At 66.1% G+C, this 15,625-nt stretch carries 15 protein-coding genes; 10 read left to right on the forward strand and 5 right to left on the reverse strand.

The window, feature by feature from the left end:
• Positions 1-93 precede the first annotated feature (93 nt).
• Positions 94-1,578, reverse strand: a complete 1,485-nt coding sequence (gene glpK / locus P8934_RS10625) for a glycerol kinase GlpK (protein ID WP_278031001.1) — start codon at positions 1,576-1,578, stop codon at positions 94-96.
• A 211-nt stretch (positions 1,579-1,789) separates the two neighbouring features.
• On the opposite strand from glpK, the gene P8934_RS10630 reads away from it, so the two are divergent.
• Both P8934_RS10630 and glpD read left to right on the forward strand, forming a co-directional pair.
• Positions 1,790-2,548, forward strand: coding sequence for a DeoR/GlpR family transcriptional regulator (locus tag P8934_RS10630; RefSeq protein ID WP_232910902.1), 759 nt, complete (start codon positions 1,790-1,792; stop codon positions 2,546-2,548).
• 147 nt (positions 2,549-2,695) lie between these two features.
• The gene (glpD, locus tag P8934_RS10635) at positions 2,696-4,273 is read left to right on the forward strand and encodes a glycerol-3-phosphate dehydrogenase (RefSeq protein WP_278031002.1); all 1,578 of its coding nucleotides are present in this window, start codon (positions 2,696-2,698) and stop codon (positions 4,271-4,273) included.
• A 29-nt stretch (positions 4,274-4,302) separates the two neighbouring features.
• Here glpD and P8934_RS10640 read toward each other — a convergent pair whose 3' ends face one another.
• Positions 4,303-4,890, reverse strand: a complete 588-nt coding sequence (locus P8934_RS10640) for a histidine phosphatase family protein (protein WP_278031003.1) — start codon at positions 4,888-4,890, stop codon at positions 4,303-4,305.
• Positions 4,891-4,992: 102 nt separating this feature from the next.
• Between P8934_RS10640 and phnD the strand changes: the two genes are divergently transcribed.
• The 5 genes from phnD (at position 4,993) to P8934_RS10665 (ending at position 9,680) form a co-directional block, all read left to right on the forward strand.
• Positions 4,993-5,997 carry a phosphate/phosphite/phosphonate ABC transporter substrate-binding protein gene (gene phnD / locus P8934_RS10645; protein ID WP_278031004.1) on the forward strand — a complete coding sequence of 335 codons (1,005 nt, stop codon included), beginning with the start codon at positions 4,993-4,995 and terminating at the stop codon, positions 5,995-5,997.
• An 84-nt stretch (positions 5,998-6,081) separates the two neighbouring features.
• On the forward strand, positions 6,082-6,897 hold the full coding sequence (gene phnC, locus P8934_RS10650) for a phosphonate ABC transporter ATP-binding protein (protein ID WP_278031005.1): 816 nt from the start codon (positions 6,082-6,084) through the stop codon (positions 6,895-6,897).
• Positions 6,884-7,699, forward strand: a complete 816-nt coding sequence (gene phnE / locus P8934_RS10655) for a phosphonate ABC transporter, permease protein PhnE (protein ID WP_278031006.1) — start codon at positions 6,884-6,886, stop codon at positions 7,697-7,699. The genes phnC and phnE (P8934_RS10655) overlap by 14 nt, the downstream gene beginning before the upstream one ends.
• Entirely contained in the window at positions 7,693-8,502 is an 810-nt protein-coding gene (gene phnE, locus P8934_RS10660) for a phosphonate ABC transporter, permease protein PhnE (protein WP_278031007.1), read from the forward strand. The genes phnE (P8934_RS10655) and phnE (P8934_RS10660) overlap by 7 nt, the downstream gene beginning before the upstream one ends.
• Positions 8,503-8,615: 113 nt before the next feature.
• Positions 8,616-9,680: an endonuclease/exonuclease/phosphatase family protein gene (locus P8934_RS10665; RefSeq protein WP_278031008.1), complete on the forward strand. Its 1,065-nt coding sequence runs from the start codon at positions 8,616-8,618 to the stop codon at positions 9,678-9,680.
• A 274-nt stretch (positions 9,681-9,954) separates the two neighbouring features.
• Here the strand turns inward: P8934_RS10665 and P8934_RS10670 are convergent, their stop codons facing one another.
• A complete protein-coding gene (locus P8934_RS10670) occupies positions 9,955-11,334 on the reverse strand; it encodes a class II fumarate hydratase (RefSeq protein ID WP_278031009.1) in 1,380 nt (459 codons plus the stop codon).
• Between the two features lie 206 nt (positions 11,335-11,540).
• Between P8934_RS10670 and P8934_RS10675 the strand changes: the two genes are divergently transcribed.
• The 3 genes from P8934_RS10675 to ehuB all read left to right on the forward strand — a co-directional run bounded on the left by P8934_RS10675 (position 11,541) and on the right by ehuB (position 13,769).
• Positions 11,541-11,909 carry a phasin family protein gene (locus tag P8934_RS10675; protein WP_133637341.1) on the forward strand — a complete coding sequence of 123 codons (369 nt, stop codon included), beginning with the start codon at positions 11,541-11,543 and terminating at the stop codon, positions 11,907-11,909.
• 126 nt (positions 11,910-12,035) lie between these two features.
• Positions 12,036-12,590 carry a hypothetical protein gene (locus P8934_RS10680; protein WP_278031010.1) on the forward strand — a complete coding sequence of 185 codons (555 nt, stop codon included), beginning with the start codon at positions 12,036-12,038 and terminating at the stop codon, positions 12,588-12,590.
• Between the two features lie 339 nt (positions 12,591-12,929).
• The gene (gene ehuB / locus P8934_RS10685; RefSeq protein WP_278031011.1) at positions 12,930-13,769 is read left to right on the forward strand and encodes an ectoine/hydroxyectoine ABC transporter substrate-binding protein EhuB; all 840 of its coding nucleotides are present in this window, start codon (positions 12,930-12,932) and stop codon (positions 13,767-13,769) included.
• Positions 13,770-13,847: 78 nt separating this feature from the next.
• Here ehuB and hda read toward each other — a convergent pair whose 3' ends face one another.
• Together hda and P8934_RS10695 are read right to left on the reverse strand one after the other, a co-directional pair.
• Positions 13,848-14,549, reverse strand: a complete 702-nt coding sequence (gene hda / locus P8934_RS10690) for a DnaA regulatory inactivator Hda (RefSeq protein WP_278031012.1) — start codon at positions 14,547-14,549, stop codon at positions 13,848-13,850.
• On the reverse strand, positions 14,546-15,625 hold the full coding sequence (locus tag P8934_RS10695; RefSeq protein WP_278031013.1) for an AI-2E family transporter: 1,080 nt from the start codon (positions 15,623-15,625) through the stop codon (positions 14,546-14,548). The genes hda and P8934_RS10695 overlap by 4 nt, the downstream gene beginning before the upstream one ends.

A 15,625-nucleotide genomic window follows, 5' to 3' on the forward strand; every position in this document is an offset into this window, starting at 1 on the left:
GCAACGGATGCGTATTCTACCCATCCGCCCCGGAAATGCAAGCCCGAGATCACCACTCAATACCCGCGAATCAGCACCTTGCCCCGCTTCCCGCTACTGGGTACGCACCCGCTCCACGGCTTCCTTCCAGCCACCATAGAGACGCTCGCGTTCCGCCTCGTCCATCTGGGGCGTGAAGCGCCGCTCGCAGCGCCACAGCTCGGCGATCTCATCGAGGTCTCGATACCAGCCGAGCCTGAGACCGGCGAGGTAGGCAGCGCCCAGGGCCGTTGTCTCCAGTACCGTGGGGCGGTCCACCTGGACACCCAGCATGTCGGCGAGGAACTGCATCACCCAGTTGTTGGCCACCATGCCACCATCGACCCTCAGGATACCCGGCGATGCCGACATGTCATCATCCATGCAGACCTGCAGGTCGCGGGTCTGGTAGCAGACCGCCTGGAGGCCGGCGGCGACGATCTCGGCGATGCCGGTGTCGCGGGTCAGCCCGAAGATGGCGCCGCGCGCCTTGGGGTCCCAGTGCGGCGCCCCGAGGCCGGTAAAGGCCGGCACCAGATAGACGCTGTGGCCGCTGCGCGTCTGGCACGCCAGGGCTTCGGTTTCGGCGGCATCGGCAAACAGCTGCAGGCCGTCGCGCAGCCACTGCACCGTGGCCCCGGCCACGAAGATGCTGCCCTCCATGGCGTAGGTCGGCTTGCCGTTGAGCCGATAGGCCACCGTGGTCAGCAGACGGTTACGGGAAGCCTCGGCGGTTTCCCCGGTGTTGACGATCATGAAGCAGCCGGTGCCATAGGTGCTCTTGCCCATGCCGGGCGTGAAGCAGGCCTGCCCCACCAGCGCGGCCTGCTGATCACCGGCCACCCCGGCGATGGGCAGTTCGCCCCCCAGCCAGCGGGCATCGACCCGGCCGAAGTCATCGCTGGAGTCCTTGACCTCGGGCAGCAGGCTTGCCGGGATATTGAACAGGGCCAGCAGCGCCTCGTCCCAGCGCTGCTCATGGATATTGAACAGGGCGGTGCGCGAGGCGTTGGTAGCATCGGTGGCGTGGACCCGGCCGCCGGTCAGCCGCCAGATCAGGAAGGTGTCCACGGTACCGAAGGCAAGCTCCCCCCGCTCGGCCCGCTCCCGGGCGCCGGGCACCTCATCGAGCAGCCAGCCAAGCTTGGTGGCCGAGAAATAGGGGTCGATCAGAAGCCCCGTGCGCGCCTGGACATCCTCCAGGTGGCCCGCCTCGCGCAGTTGACGGCAGGCCTCGTCGGTGCGGCGGTCCTGCCAGACGATGGCGTTGTGCAGGGGCTCCCCGGTGGCCCGATCCCACAGCAGGGTGGTCTCACGCTGGTTGGTGATACCGACCCCGGCAATCTCCTCGGGCGGCACGCCCGTCTCCTCGAGCACTTCGCGGCAGGTGGTGAGCACGGTCTCCCAGATGTCCTCCGGGTCATGCTCTATCCAGCCATCATGGGGAAAGTGCTGCGGGAACTCGCGCTGTGCCGAGGCGACGCTGCGCCCCTGGCGATCGAAGAGGATGGCGCGGGAACTGGTGGTGCCCTGGTCGATGGCCAGGAGATATGAAGCCATGGCAAGCATCCTGTTGTGGTTGTAGTGGCGTGCGGATTTCGCTTTTAAACGCTAATGTTCGTTTATGATCATCCAGACTACTCCAGCCCATCGCACTGCTCAAATGCCCGAACGCCAGAGACACTAAGACTTTGGATGAAGATCCAGGTGCGGAGCGATACCTGCAGCGACCGAAACGATGTCGTAGAATCCGGGGAGCCAAGGAGATCCCATGAACCAGCAGCAACGCCAGGACGCCATCATCGAACTGGTGCGCCGCCAGGGCTATGCCAGCATCGAGCAGCTCACCGAGCACTTCACGGTCACCCCCCAGACCATCCGTCGCGACCTCAACACCCTCTCCGCGGAAGGGCGCATTCGCCGGGTCCATGGCGGCGCCGGCCTGGAGTCGAGCACCGTCAACACCGCCTACTCGACCCGCAAGACCCTCAACCTCGAGGCGAAGCAGCGCATCGCCGCCCTCCTCGCCCGACACATCCCCGACCACTCGTCGCTGTTCATCAACATCGGGACCAGCAACGAGGTGATCGCCGAGGCACTGCTTGACCACCAGGGGCTGGAGGTGATCACCAACAACCTCAACGTGGCAGCGATCCTTCAGCACAAGGAGGACTTCAATGTGATCATCGCCGGTGGCCAGGTCCGTTCCCGGGACGGCGGCATCATCGGCGAGGCAACCATCGACTTCATCAACCAGTTCAAGGTCGACTACGGCATCATCGGCATCAGCGGCATCGACGAGGATGGCTCCCTGCTGGAGTTCGACTACCAGGAAGTGCGGGTTGCCCAGGCCATCATCCGTAATTCCCGTAAGGTCTTCCTGGCCACCGACCACTCCAAGTTCCAGCGCAACCCCGTGGTCCGCCAGGGCAACCTGGCACAGCTCGATGCGCTGTTCACCGACCGCGAACCGCCCGAGGCCATCCTGCGCCTGCTGAAGCAGCACGACGTGACCCTGCATATCGCCTGACGCCAAGCGCGCCCGCTCTTTACTCCCCCCGACCACCCTGGCCAGCACGCCAGGTGACTCCTCACGCGCCTTGATGTTCGTTTTGTTTTCGTCTATTTTCGAAATCAAACATCATCGAGGTCCGGGTAATCCCGGGCGGGAGAATCCATGAGCGACAAGTCGGACGAGGTGCTCGACCTCTTCGTGATCGGCGGCGGCATCAATGGCACCGGCATTGCCAACGATGCCGCCGGGCGTGGCCTGTCGGTCGAGCTGTGTGAGCAGGGAGACCTCGCCGGCGCCACCTCCTCGGCCAGCAGCAAGCTGATCCACGGCGGCCTGCGCTACCTGGAACATCATGAATTTCGCCTGGTGCGCGAGGCACTGCGCGAGCGCGAGGTGCTGCTCGCCAAGGCCCCCCACATCATCTGGCCACTGCGCTTCATCCTCCCCCACCGTCCCCACCTGCGTCCGGCGTGGATGCTGCGCGCCGGCCTGTTCCTCTACGACCACTTGGGCAAGCGCGAGAAGCTCCCGGGGTCACGCGGGATCAGGCTCACGGCGCACCAGGGCCTTGCCCCCGGGATCACCCGTGGCTTCGAGTACTCAGACTGCTGGGTGGATGACGCCCGGCTGGTGGTGCTCAATGCCATCCAGGCCCGTGACAACGGCGCCGACATCCGGGTGCGCACACGCTGCATCGGGGCCCGCGAGGTCGACGGGCAGTGGGAGGTGGCACTCGAGGAGGTCGATTCCGGCCGACGCCTGACCCGCCGCTGCCGGGCTCTGGTCAACGCCGCCGGTCCCTGGGTGGAGCAGGTAGTAAGCCGCCAGGCCAGGAGGCCATCGCGGTACGGGGTGCGCCTGATCCAGGGCAGCCATCTGATCGTGCCTCGGCTGAACCGCGACGACCGCGCCTATATCCTGCAGAACACCGACCGGCGCATCGTCTTCGTGCTGCCCTACGAGGAAGACTTCAGCCTGATCGGCACTACCGACCGGCGCTACGAGGGTGACCCGTCACGGGTCACGACAAGCGAGGAGGAGATCGACTACCTGCTGTCGGTGGTCAATGCCCACTTCCGTACCCAGCTCTCACGGGACGCCGTGATCCGCACCTTCTCCGGTGTGCGACCGCTGTGTGACGACGAATCGGCCGACCCCTCGGCCATGACGCGCGACTATACCCTCGACCTGGATATCCAAGGCGCCCCCTTACTGTCAGTCTTCGGCGGCAAGATCACCACCTACCGCAAGCTCGCCGAAGCAGCCCTGGCGGCGCTTGCGCCTTACCTGCCGACGATGGCCGCCCCCTGGACTGCCGAGACGCCGCTGCCGGGCGGCGACATCGGCGACCAGGCCACCTTCGAGACGCAACTGCTGGCGGACTACCCCTTCCTGGATGCCGCCCAGGCCCGGCGCTTTGCCCGCACCTATGGCTCGCTGTGCCGGGTATTCCTCGACGGCAGGGACTCCCAGGCCGCCCTGGGCCAGGCGTTCGGCGCCGGGCTCACGGCCGCCGAGGTGGACTACCTGGTCGACCGGGAGTGGGCGCGCTCCCTCGAGGACATCCTGTGGCGACGTTCCAAGCTGGCCCTGCGTCTCAATGCCGTCGAGACGCGCCGGCTCGCCGATTACCTGGACAACCGCCTCGGACGCCGCGGGTGCTCCTCCCCTCCCCCAAAGGAACGGTCCCCCAAGGCGAGCGCCGCAGCAGCACCCGCTCATCCGCGACGCACCGCTTGAGGTCAGGCGTCACTGTCACACGAAATGGGTCACAGGACGGTGATGCTGGCTGGCGCGAGTGGCGGCCGCTCGCGGTGCCGGCTCAGCTCGCGGCCTTCCAGGGCAGTCAGCAGGATCTGCAACGGATCCCCGTGACTGACCAGCAGCAGGGTCTCCCCCACATGGCGCTGCTCCAGCTGATCGATGACCTCACGCATCCGCGCGGCCACCTCGGCCACGGCCTCGACGCCGGCATGGCGATGCGCCGGGTCAAGGGCATCCCGCGCCCAGACCTCGGCATAGCGGTCATCTCCCTCACCCTCGAACGCGCCGAAATGGCGTTCCCGTAATCTCGTTTCGGCCTCGAGCCGCAGGCTGAAGTGACGCGCGATGCGCTCGGCCGTCTCGGTGGTACGACGGAAGTCCGAATGCAGGATCCGGCTTGGTGTCGCCCAGCACCAATCGGCCAGCAGCCCATCGAGCTGTTCCCGCCCACGGGACGAGAGCCCGTAGCCCGTCAAGCCATGTTCCGGCGAGCTGATGATTCGCCCCTGCTGGTTGGCCAGGCTGTGACCGTGGCGCATCAGCAGGTAGCGGTTATGCCACTGGCCTGGCGCGGCGGGGAAAGTGTTTGACATGGTTTTGTCACGAACTCTAGATTGGAAAGAGTTATTCGGAATCGATCATCGACATGTCGAGATCCGAACGCCCTGCAAAACAATAATCTCACGAGGCACGCCATGATCCACCATACCTTCCGGTCCCGGAAGCACCCGCTCGCCACGCTGGCCCTCTCCTCGCTGTTACCGCTTGCTCTGCTGGCCGCCACCCAGGTCCAGGCCCAGGACGATTGCGAGCGTGGCGCCCTGGCTGACATCTACTGCGACGAGAACGGCGACATGGTCGCCGACCGCCCGGCAGACGAATCCGAGTGGGTTAACCCCGACACCCTGATCTTCGCCTACACACCGGTCGAGGATCCGGCGATCTATTCCGACATCTGGCAGCCGTTCATCGACCACCTCGAGGACGTGACCGGCCGCGACGTGCGCTTCTTCGCCGTGCAATCCAACTCGGCCCAGGTCGAGGCAATGCGCAGCGGCCGCCTTCACATTGCCGGCTTCTCCACCGGCCCGACGCCCTTTGCCGTCAACCTGGCCGGTGCCGTGCCCTTCGCCCTGATGGGCTCGGATGACGGACGCTTCGGTTACACCCTGCAGCTCTATACCCACGTCGACTCCGGCATAGACGAGATGGAGGATCTAAAGGGCAAGCGCGTCGCCCACACTTCGCCGACATCCAATTCCGGTAACCAGGCACCGCGCGCCCTCTTCCCCGAGATGGGCATCGTCCCCGGCGAGGACTACGAAGTGGTCTACTCGGGTAGCCACGACCAGTCGATGCTGGGCGTGGTGGCCCAGGACTACGATGCCGCCCCGGTGGCCTCCGAGGTCGTCGAGCGCATGGCGGCACGCGGCCTCTACGACCCGGAAGACGTCAAGATCATCTACGAGTCCGACAGCTTCCCGACCACCTCCTACAACTACGCCCACAACCTGCATCCGGACCTGGTCGAGAAGATCGAGGAGGCCTTCTTCAGCTTCGAGTTCGCCGGCACCGAACTGGGCGAGGAGTTCGAGGGGGTCGAGAAGTTCATCCCCATCAACTACAAGGACAACTGGAAGGTCATCCGCACCATCCAGGAGGCCAACGGGGTCGAGTACACCCCCGAGAACCTCGAGTAATCCCCGCCTGGCAGCACGACGCCGGCCTTCCCGCGAAGGCCGGCGTCGCTGTCTCGTTGACCCTATGCCCGCCTGGACCCGCCGATGCTAGAGATATCCAACCTGATCAAGCGCTACGGCCAGGACGAGCCCGTGCTCAAGGGGCTCGACCTCGCCGTGGAGGACAACAGCGTGGTGGCCATCGTCGGTGCCTCGGGCGCCGGCAAGAGCACCATGCTGCGTTGCATTAATCGCCTTGTGGAACCCACCTCGGGGTCGATCAAGCTCAACGGCACCGAACTCGTCAACCTCCGGCACCGTGACCTGCGCCGCGCGCGACGCAAGATCGGCATGGTCTTCCAGGGCTTCAACCTGATCGACCGCCTCACCGTGATGGAGAACGTGCTGGCCGGCCGGCTCGGCTACGTCAGCCTCTTCCAGGCCATTACCCGCCGCTATCCGGCGACGGATATCGAGCGCGCCTTCGTGCTGATGGAGCGGGTGGGCATCGCCCACTATGCCAACAAGCGCGCCGACGAGCTCTCCGGTGGCGAGCGCCAGCGGGTCGGCGTGGTGCGCGCGTTGATGCAGGAACCGGAAGTCCTGCTGGCCGACGAACCCACGGCGTCGCTGGACCCGCGCACCTCCGAGCAGATAATGGTGCTGCTGCAGAGCCTGGCCAGCGAGCTGTCACTGCCGGTACTGATCAACATCCACAACGTGGCCCAGGCCAGGACCTACACCGACCGCATCGTCGGGCTGCGCCACGGCACCATGATCTTCGATGGCACCCCCGCCGACTTCGACAAGGAGGCCCTGGACGCCATCTACGGCGGCATCGAGTCGCCGGAGGATGAGACCATCACCCCTCAGGCCGGCCCCGGAAAGCATGAACGGGAGGTTCGCCATGACCCGACCTGACACCGGCGGGGCAACGACACCGCGGACCTGGCGCAAGCCGCCGTTCATCGCCAGCCCCTTCCTGCGCTATGGCCTGCTCGGCGTGGTGGCCGTCTACCTGGTGTGGGCCTTCGCCACCCTGCCCTTCAACTGGGAGCGCATCAGCGAAGGGCTGCCCCGGGCCGCGCGGATCTTCGGCGGTGGCTTCCCGCCGAACTTCTCGCGCTTCGACCTGCTGCTGACCGGCTTCACGGAGAGCCTGCAGATCGCCATCCTCGCCACCCTGCTCGGGGTCCTGCTGTCGATCCCCTTCGCGGTGATGGCGGCGCGCAACATCGCTCCACTGCCTGTCTACCTGCTGGGGCGCGCGGTGATCATCGTCTCACGCAGCTTCCATCCGGTGATCGTCGCCATCCTGTTCGTCGCCGCGGTGGGCTTCGGTCCCCTGGCCGGCATCCTGACCCTGACCCTCTACTCCATCGGCTTCGTCGGCAAACTGCTCGCCGAGGAGATCGAGGAGATCGACTGGGGCCAGGTGGAGGCCATGCGCGCCACGGGCGCCGGCTATCTGGCCACGCTCTACTATGCGGTCTTCCCGCAAATCCTGCCGCGCCAGGTGGGGCTCTCCATGTATCAGCTCGACAGCAACCTGCGCGCCTCCGCGGTGGTGGGGATCGTCGGCGCGGGAGGGATCGGCAGCACCCTGATGAACGCCTTCGGACGCTACGACTATGACTTCGCCTTCGCCATCCTGCTGGTGATCATCGCGGTGATCCTGCTCAGCGAAGGCGTGAGCGGCTGGGTAAGGAAGAAGATATGGTAGAGGACGCCGACCTGCTGGCCGATCGCATCTGGCGACGCCACAACCCCCGGGAACAGCTCATCCGTTACGGCGTGATGCTGGTGACGCTGATGCTGGTCGTCTGGGCGGTGCGCGACATCGACATCTTCTGGCCCTGGGTATGGGATGCCCCCAACCAGATCTCGAGCCTGGGGGCACGCATGTGGCCGCCGGACCCGAGCCGCCTCGGCGAGATCGTCAATGCCATGATCGAGACCGTGCATATCGCCACGCTGGCCACCATGCTGACCGTCTTCATCGCCCTGCCGGTCTCCTACATCGCCGCCCAGAACACCACGCCCAACCGCGCCTGCCTGTGGCTGGGACGCTTCATCCTGGTCTCGAGCCGCTCGGTGAACACCATCATCTGGGCGCTGCTGTTCGTGGCGATCTTCGGGCCCGGCGTGCTGGCCGGGATACTGGCCATCATGTTCCGCTCGGCGGGCTTCATCGGCAAGCTGATGGGCGAGGCCATCGAGGAGATCGACCGTCGCCCGGTGGAGGCCATGGAGGCGACCGGTGCCTCCAAGGCGAAGGTGATCGCCTATGCCGTGGTGCCCCAGGTGATGCCGGCCTTCTTCGCCATCGTCATCCTGCGCTGGGACATCAACATCCGCGAGTCCACGGTACTGGGGCTGGTCGGGGCCGGCGGCATCGGCGTGATCCTGCAGGGCTCCATCGACACCTTCGCGTGGCAGACGGTGGCCACCATCCTGATCGCCATCATCGTGCTGGTGCTGATCGGCGAGGCAATCACCGGCCTGCTGCGCCGCAAGGCGCTCTAGAGATTCACGACCCGACATTCACGCCCCGACCTTCACACCCCTACATTCACGACCGGTGACGTCCGGCGTAGGCTGAGAGTGGGACGTCACCGAGACCACAGGGAGGTCATGTCGTGTTTTCCATCCTGCTTGCGGTGATTGCCGTCGTACTGCTGGCGGCCACCCTGGTGGCGCGATCGCCGCTGACCTGGTGGTGGATTCGTGCCTGCGAGTTTCCGCGCCTGCAGCTCGCCACCCTGGCGGCGGTGACCGCCCTGCTTGCCCTGCTGGCCAGCCCACCCTGGTCCTGGATCGCACTGGGGGCGAGCCTTGCCACCCTCGCCCTGCAGGTGGCCCGCATCCTGCCCTGGACCCCGTTCTGGCCGGTACAGGTCAGACGTGCCAAGCCGGGACAGGAGAACCGCTGCCTGACGCTGCTGATCGCCAACGTGCTCACCCCCAACCGCAATGCCGAGACGCTGACGCGGCTGATCCACGAGCACCGGCCCGACCTGGTCCTGACACTGGAATCCGACGCCTGGTGGCAGGCGCAGCTCGACGAGGCACTGGATGAGGAGTGGCCCCATGCGGTGCGGGTGCCGCTGGACAACCTCTACGGCATGCACCTCTATTCTCGGCGGCCGCTGGTCGACCCCGAGGTCCAGTGGTTGATCCAGGACGACATCCCTTCGATCCATGCCGGCGTCACCCTGCCCAGTGGCGACGTCGTGCGCCTGCATGCCGTGCATCCCCGCCCACCGGCCCCCAACGAGAGCGAGGAGTCGCTATGGCGCGATGCCGAACTGCTGCTGGTGGGCAAGGCGATCCACGAGGACCCGGTGCCTACCCTGGTGGCCGGGGATCTCAACGACGTGGCCTGGTCTCGCACCACCCGGCTCTTCTGTCGGGTGAGCGGTATGCTCGACCCGCGACGCGGGCGCGGCATGTACAGCACCTTCCACGCCAGCTACCGGCTGCTGCGCTGGCCGCTGGACCATGTCTTCGTAAGCGAGCACTTCACCCTGAAGGCCATGCAGAGACTACCGCACATCGGCTCGGACCACTTCCCGATGCTGGTCACCCTCTGCTACCGCCCCTCCCGGGCCGACGAGCACGAGACGCCCGAGGCCGACGGCGAGGAGCACCGCGACGCCCGTGAGATGATCGAGGAAGGCAAGGAGCGCGACCAGCAGGACTGAGCTGGAAGCTGGAAGCTGGAAGCTGGAAGCTGGAAGCTGGAAGCTGGAAGCTGGAAGCTGGAAGCTGGAAGCTGGAAGCTGGAAGCTGGAAGCTGGAAGCTGGAAGCTGGAAGCTGGAAGCTGGAAGCTGGAAGCTGGAAGCTGGAAGCTGGAAGCTGGAAGCTGGAAGCTGGAAGGCAGCATAGGTCCAGCACCTACGGGGTCAAGGTTTTTCTTCCAGCTTCAAGCTTAAGCCGGCGAAGCGGGCGTTCTTCCAGCTACCGGCAAAGCGGGGTCATTCAGGGATCCCGCCTCGCGTCAGGGCAGCGGGATCGAGGAGCCGCTCGAGCTCCGCCCGGGACAGGTCGGTCTGCTCCTCGGCCACCTCGATGATCGGCCGCCCCGCCTGATAGGCGTGCTTGGCGATGGCCGCCGCGGCGTCATAACCGATCACCGCGTTCAGCGCCGTGACCAGGATGGGGTTGCGTGCGAGCGGCCCCTCGAGGTGGTCGTGGCGCACCTTGAAGGTGGCGATGGCCCGATCGGCCAGCAGGCGGCTGGTGTTCGTCATCAGGGTGATCGAGGTCAGCAGGTTGTTGGCGACCAGCGGCAGCATGACGTTGAGCTGGAAGTTGCCGCTCTGGCCGGCCACCGTCACCGCCGTATCGAGCCCGATCACCTGGGCGGCGGCCTGGGCGGCGGACTCGGGAATCACCGGATTGACCTTGCCGGGCATGATCGAGCTGCCGGGCTGCAGGGCCTCGAGCTCGATCTCGCCCAGCCCCGCCAGGGGCCCGGAGTTCATCCAGCGCAGGTCGTTGGCGATCTTCATCACCACGCAAGCGAGGCCCCTGAGCTGACCGGAGAGCTCCACCGCCGCATCCTGGGAGGCGAGGCTCGCGAAGAAGCTGTCGTTGGGCGAGAACGACAGCCCCGTCTGCTCGCTCAGGTCACGCGCCATGCGTTCGGCGAACTCGGGATGGGCATTGATGCCGGTCCCCACCGCCGTGCCGCCCTGGGCGAGGCGACAGAGCCGCACCAGGGCGCTGTCCAGGCGCTCGATGGCCTGCCCCACCTGGCTGGACCAGCCCCCCAACTCCTGACTCATGCGCAGCGGCATGGCGTCCATCAGGTGGGTACGCCCGGTCTTGACCACGTCATCGAGCTCCGCGGCGCGCGTGTCGATGGTCTGGCGCAGGTGCTCGAGCGCCGGACGCAGCTGGCTGGTCACCGCCAGCGCGGCAGACAGGTGGATCGCCGTGGGAATCACGTCGTTGCTCGACTGCCCCATGTTGACGTGGTCGTTGGCACCGACCTCCACCCCGTCGCGGCTGGCGCGCCGGGCGATCACCTCGTTGACGTTCATGTTGCTGGAGGTGCCGGAGCCGGTCTGGAAGACATCCACCGGGAACTGGTCGTCGAGGTGCCCCGCGAGGATCGCCTCGGCGGCGGCGACGATCTCGCGGGAGCGCGTCTCGTCGAGAAGGCCCAGCTCGCGGTTGACTCGGGCCGCCGCCAGCTTGATCCGTGCGATGGCGTGGATGAAGGCCGTGGGCATCGGCTGGCCGGAGACCGGGAAGTTGTTGATGGCGCGCTGGGTCTGGGCGCCGTAGAGGGCCTCCCTCGGCACCTCCAGCTCGCCCATGCTGTCGCGCTCGATGCGATGGTCGCTCATGTCCGGCTCCTCCTGTTCGGGATGGATGATGCTTCCCTCAACATGGTGTCCCATAGGCGCCCTTGCAAGAGACGACGTCCATCGAAAGAAAGAATGTTGCACTGCACAAACCGCTCTGCTATTGTGCATCGCAACAGAGACGCAGAAGGCATCGGCAGACCGCCACGGCCTTCGAATTGATCCGAAATCCCCGGGAGGGACTCACGATGCAAAACTTCGACACCAAGCAGTTCACCGAACAGTTCGAATCCATGTTCTTCGGCCCGGCACGCGCCTACGCCGCCCTGTCCGTGGACTACACCGAGAAGCTGGTCAACGCCCAGCTGGACGCCGGCAAGGCCTACACCGACACCGGCCTGGCCCAGCTGCGCAGCCTGATGAACGTCAAGGATGCCGAGGGCCTGCGCACCTACATGGAAGGCCAGCAGAAGGTCGCCAAGGACCTTACCGAGCGCCTGAAGGGCGACGCCGAGAAGGTCGTCTCCCTGCAGCAGGACTTCGTCCAGCAGAGTCAGAAGCTGACCGAAGACAACGTCAAGCAGGCCACCGAGACTGCCACCAAGGCAGCCAAGTAAGCCTGACGGCGCCGGCCCTGCCGGCACCTGCTTGATCGTACAAGAGGGCCGCCGATCGATGATCGGCGGCCCTTTTGCGTTATGCTCACCGGGCACGGGGCATCGTCCACTCTCCGGGAGACTGCAATGAAACCTTGGATCCTTCCCGCCCTGCTCGGGCTAGCGCTGGCCGGCTGCCAGGTCATCGAGCCGCGCTATCCCGCCGGCGAGCGCGAGCGCGTCGAGGTAATCGAGCGCGGCATGGAGGCACCGAGCGAGCCCGAACGCGCCGAGCGCCCTGATACGACCGGCCGGGTTGCCCGCCAGGTCGCCTTCCCCGCCGAGGAGTATGCCGCCTTGGAGAAGAGCGGTAGTGCGGTGATCAGCGGACGCCTGCTGCTGGGTGGCCGCCCGATGGCCAATCGCCCCGTTTCGGCCGCCCCGGTGACCACCTACTCCGCCGAGGCCGCGGAACAGGCCCTGGCGGGCCGCGCCGTGGAGCCCGCCGACCCCAGGGCCCGCGCGTTCACCCATACCACCCGTACCGACAGCAATGGCTACTTCCGCCTCGATGGCCTGCCTGCCGGCGAGTTCTATGTCTCGGGCAGCGGACAGGACCCCTCCACCGGCGAGACTCGGGTGGTCATCCGCCAGGTCAGCCTGGGCAACGGCCAGTCGCGCAGTGTCGAGCTAAGCAGATGAGATTCCTGATATTGGCGTCATGAGTCCTGTCCGCCACCTGTAAGACATCGCCGACAAACGTTGTCCGAGATCTGCGACAGAGGCCGTCGGCTCTCCGCGCCCTTTCAACGTCACTTCTACGCTGAATGAGCCGCCATCAAGAAATGGTGGAGCTGACGCCAGGAAGTGTCGAGGCACCGAAGCCAGGGATCATGGCCCAACACACATCGCTCTGACCCGGCGGCTTCGACGCCATGGCCGATACCCGGGTGATCCCTGAAGCGCCGCCTGTCGGAACGACGCAATGCGGAGCTGACAACAATGAAACCAAACACACGTTCCCTGGGTAGATCGTCCCTGATGGCCGGCACTCTTGCCACCCTGCTCGTCATTCCCGGACTGCAGGCCGATACCCTCGAGGAGATCCAGCAGCGCGGCGTGATCCGCATCGCCGTGGCCAACGAGAAGCCCTATGGCTACCTGAACGAGGAGGGTAAGGCGCTGGGGGTCGGCCCGGAGGTCGCTCAGCGCATTCTGGAGGACCTCGGCATCGAGGAGATCGAATGGGTGGAGACGGAATTCAAGAACCTCATCCCGGGGCTCGAAGTCGGTCGCTTCGACATGGCCGCAGCGGAGATGGCCATCCTGCCCCAACGCTGCACCCGTGTGCTCTTCTCGGACCCCAACACCTCCTATGGCGAGGGACTATTGGTGCTGGCCTCCAACCCCAACCGCATACGAGCCTACGAGGACTTCGTCAGACGCCCGGACACCATTCGCGTCGCGGTCCAGGAGGGCACGGTCACCCAGGAGATGTTCGAGGCCCTGGGGGTCGACCCGGACCGGATCGTCACCGTGGAACGCCTCCCGGAGGCCGTCGACGCCATCATCCGCGGAAGGGCCGATGCCTTCGCTGCCACCGGCATGACGGTCGCGTCCCTGGAGCAGATGAGCCCGCAGGTGGAGGCCGAGTTCAACTTCACCGACCCGGTGATCGACGGTCGCGAGGTGCGCTACTTTGGGAGCTTCGCCTTTCCCCTGGATGCCGAGGACCTGCGGGACGCGGTGAACGAGGAATTGAAGGAAGAGAAGCGCAACGGGGAGTGGCAGCAGACGCTGACGCGCTACGGCTTCCTGCAGAAGGACGTCCTCTACTCCTACCGCTTCACTGCCGAGCAGCTCTGCGAAGGGGCGGGCTAGGGCATGCGCCACTCCTCGCGGCGACTGGAGAGCCCTTGGCGGCATATCGAAGAGCGAATGTCGCCCTCCCAGCACCTGTCACCAGTCCAGCGCCTGCTTGACGAAGGGAATGGTCAGCTTGCGCTGGGCGGAGAGTGAGGCGCGGTCCAGGGCCTCCAGGGTCTCGAAGAGCGCATCCAGGCGGCGCGGCCCGCGATGCAGGATGTAGCGGGCCACCTCGTCCGGCAACTGCATGCCACGCCCCCGCGCCCGCAGCTGCAGCGCCGCCAGTCGCCCGGCGTCATCGAGCCCCTGCAGGTGGAAGGTCATGCCCCAGGTGAGTCGCGAGGCCAGGTCGGGGAGCTTGACCGGCAACTGGCGTGGCGGCGCCTCGGCGGCGATCACCAGGCGCTTGCCGGCATCCCGCAGGCGATTGAAGGCGTGGAACAGCGCCTCCTCCCAGCGCTTGCGCCCCACCACGCGCTCGAGGTCATCGATCGCCACCAGGTCGAGGCGCTCGATCTCCTCGAGCATCAGCGGCGGGAAATGGCCAAGCTCCGCCAGGGGCAGGTAGAGCGCCCGGCGATCCCGGTCGGAGGCCGCATGGCAGGCGGCCTGCAGCAGGTGGCTGCGCCCGGTGCCGGAAGCCCCCCAGATATAGAGGAAGGGCTCGCCACCGTCGTCGAGCTGGTGCACGAGCCGGTCGACCAGGGTCGCATTGGGCCCGGGGTGGAAGTTGGCGAAGGTGGCGTCGTCGCGCAGCCCCACGCCCAGCGGCAACTGCGCGGGTGCTCGACTCATGGCGACTCCTCGTCCTGGGTATGTTGACGTCCGGCGTCATATAGAGTGCTGTTTTTATAGTGCTCGTGGAGATAACGCAATACCACCATCACCACGGCAGCCACCGGCAGCGCCAGCAGCACGCCGGTGAAGCCGAACAGCTGCCCACCGGCCAGCACGGCGAAGATCACCGCCACCGGATGCAGGCCGATCTTGTCGCCAAGCAGCTTGGGCTGGAGGATCACGCTCTCGACCAGCTGGCCGAAACCGAACACCGCCGCGACGCCGAGCAGGATCAACCAGTCGCCGAACTGGAAGAACGCCACCACGCCAGCCACGGAAATGCCCACGATCACCCCGAGGTAAGGCACGATGCTGGCCAGGCCTGCGAGCAGGCCGATCAGCAGGCCGAAGCGCACGCCGAGCAGGGTCAGCCCCACCGCGTAAATCACCCCCAGGCAGAGCATGACGATCAGCTGGCCACGCAGGAAGGAGGACAGCACCTCGTCACACTCTCCGGCGAGTCGCACCGCGGCGGGCTCCCAGCTGCGCGGCAGCGAACCGCGCAGCTTGGCGACCAGGATGTCCCAGTCCAGCAGCAGGTAGAAGGTGACGACGGGGATCAACGCCAGGTTGCCGATCCAGGCGACAAGCGCCAGGCCGGAACGCGAGGCCTGAGCCAGCAGGCTGGCGGCGAAGGTGCCAGTCTCCTTCCAGTTGTCGACGACCGCCTGGCGCATCTGGTCGATGTCGGTGGAAAGGTCCATGCCGGTGAGCGACTGGATGCGCGGCACCACGGTCTGCTGGATCCAGTTGAGCACCGCCGGCAGCGACTCGATCAGCTGGCCGAGCTGTCGGCCCAGTATCGGCACCACCAGCAGCAGGGTGAGCACGATGGCAAGCGAAAGCAGCAGGAAGACCAGCGAGACGGCCAGGCGCCGCGAGAGACCGTGCGCCTCGAGGCGGTCGGCCAGGGGGTCGCCCAAGTAGGCCAGGATCATGCTGACGAAGAAGGGCATCAGCACCGGTTCGATACTGACCAGGAACCACAATCCCACTGCCGCCACTGCGGCCACCACCCACCACTGCCTGCGCAT

The organism is Halomonas sp. CKK8, assembly GCF_029625235.1.
GTDB classification, from domain to species: domain Bacteria; phylum Pseudomonadota; class Gammaproteobacteria; order Pseudomonadales; family Halomonadaceae; genus Halomonas; species Halomonas ventosae.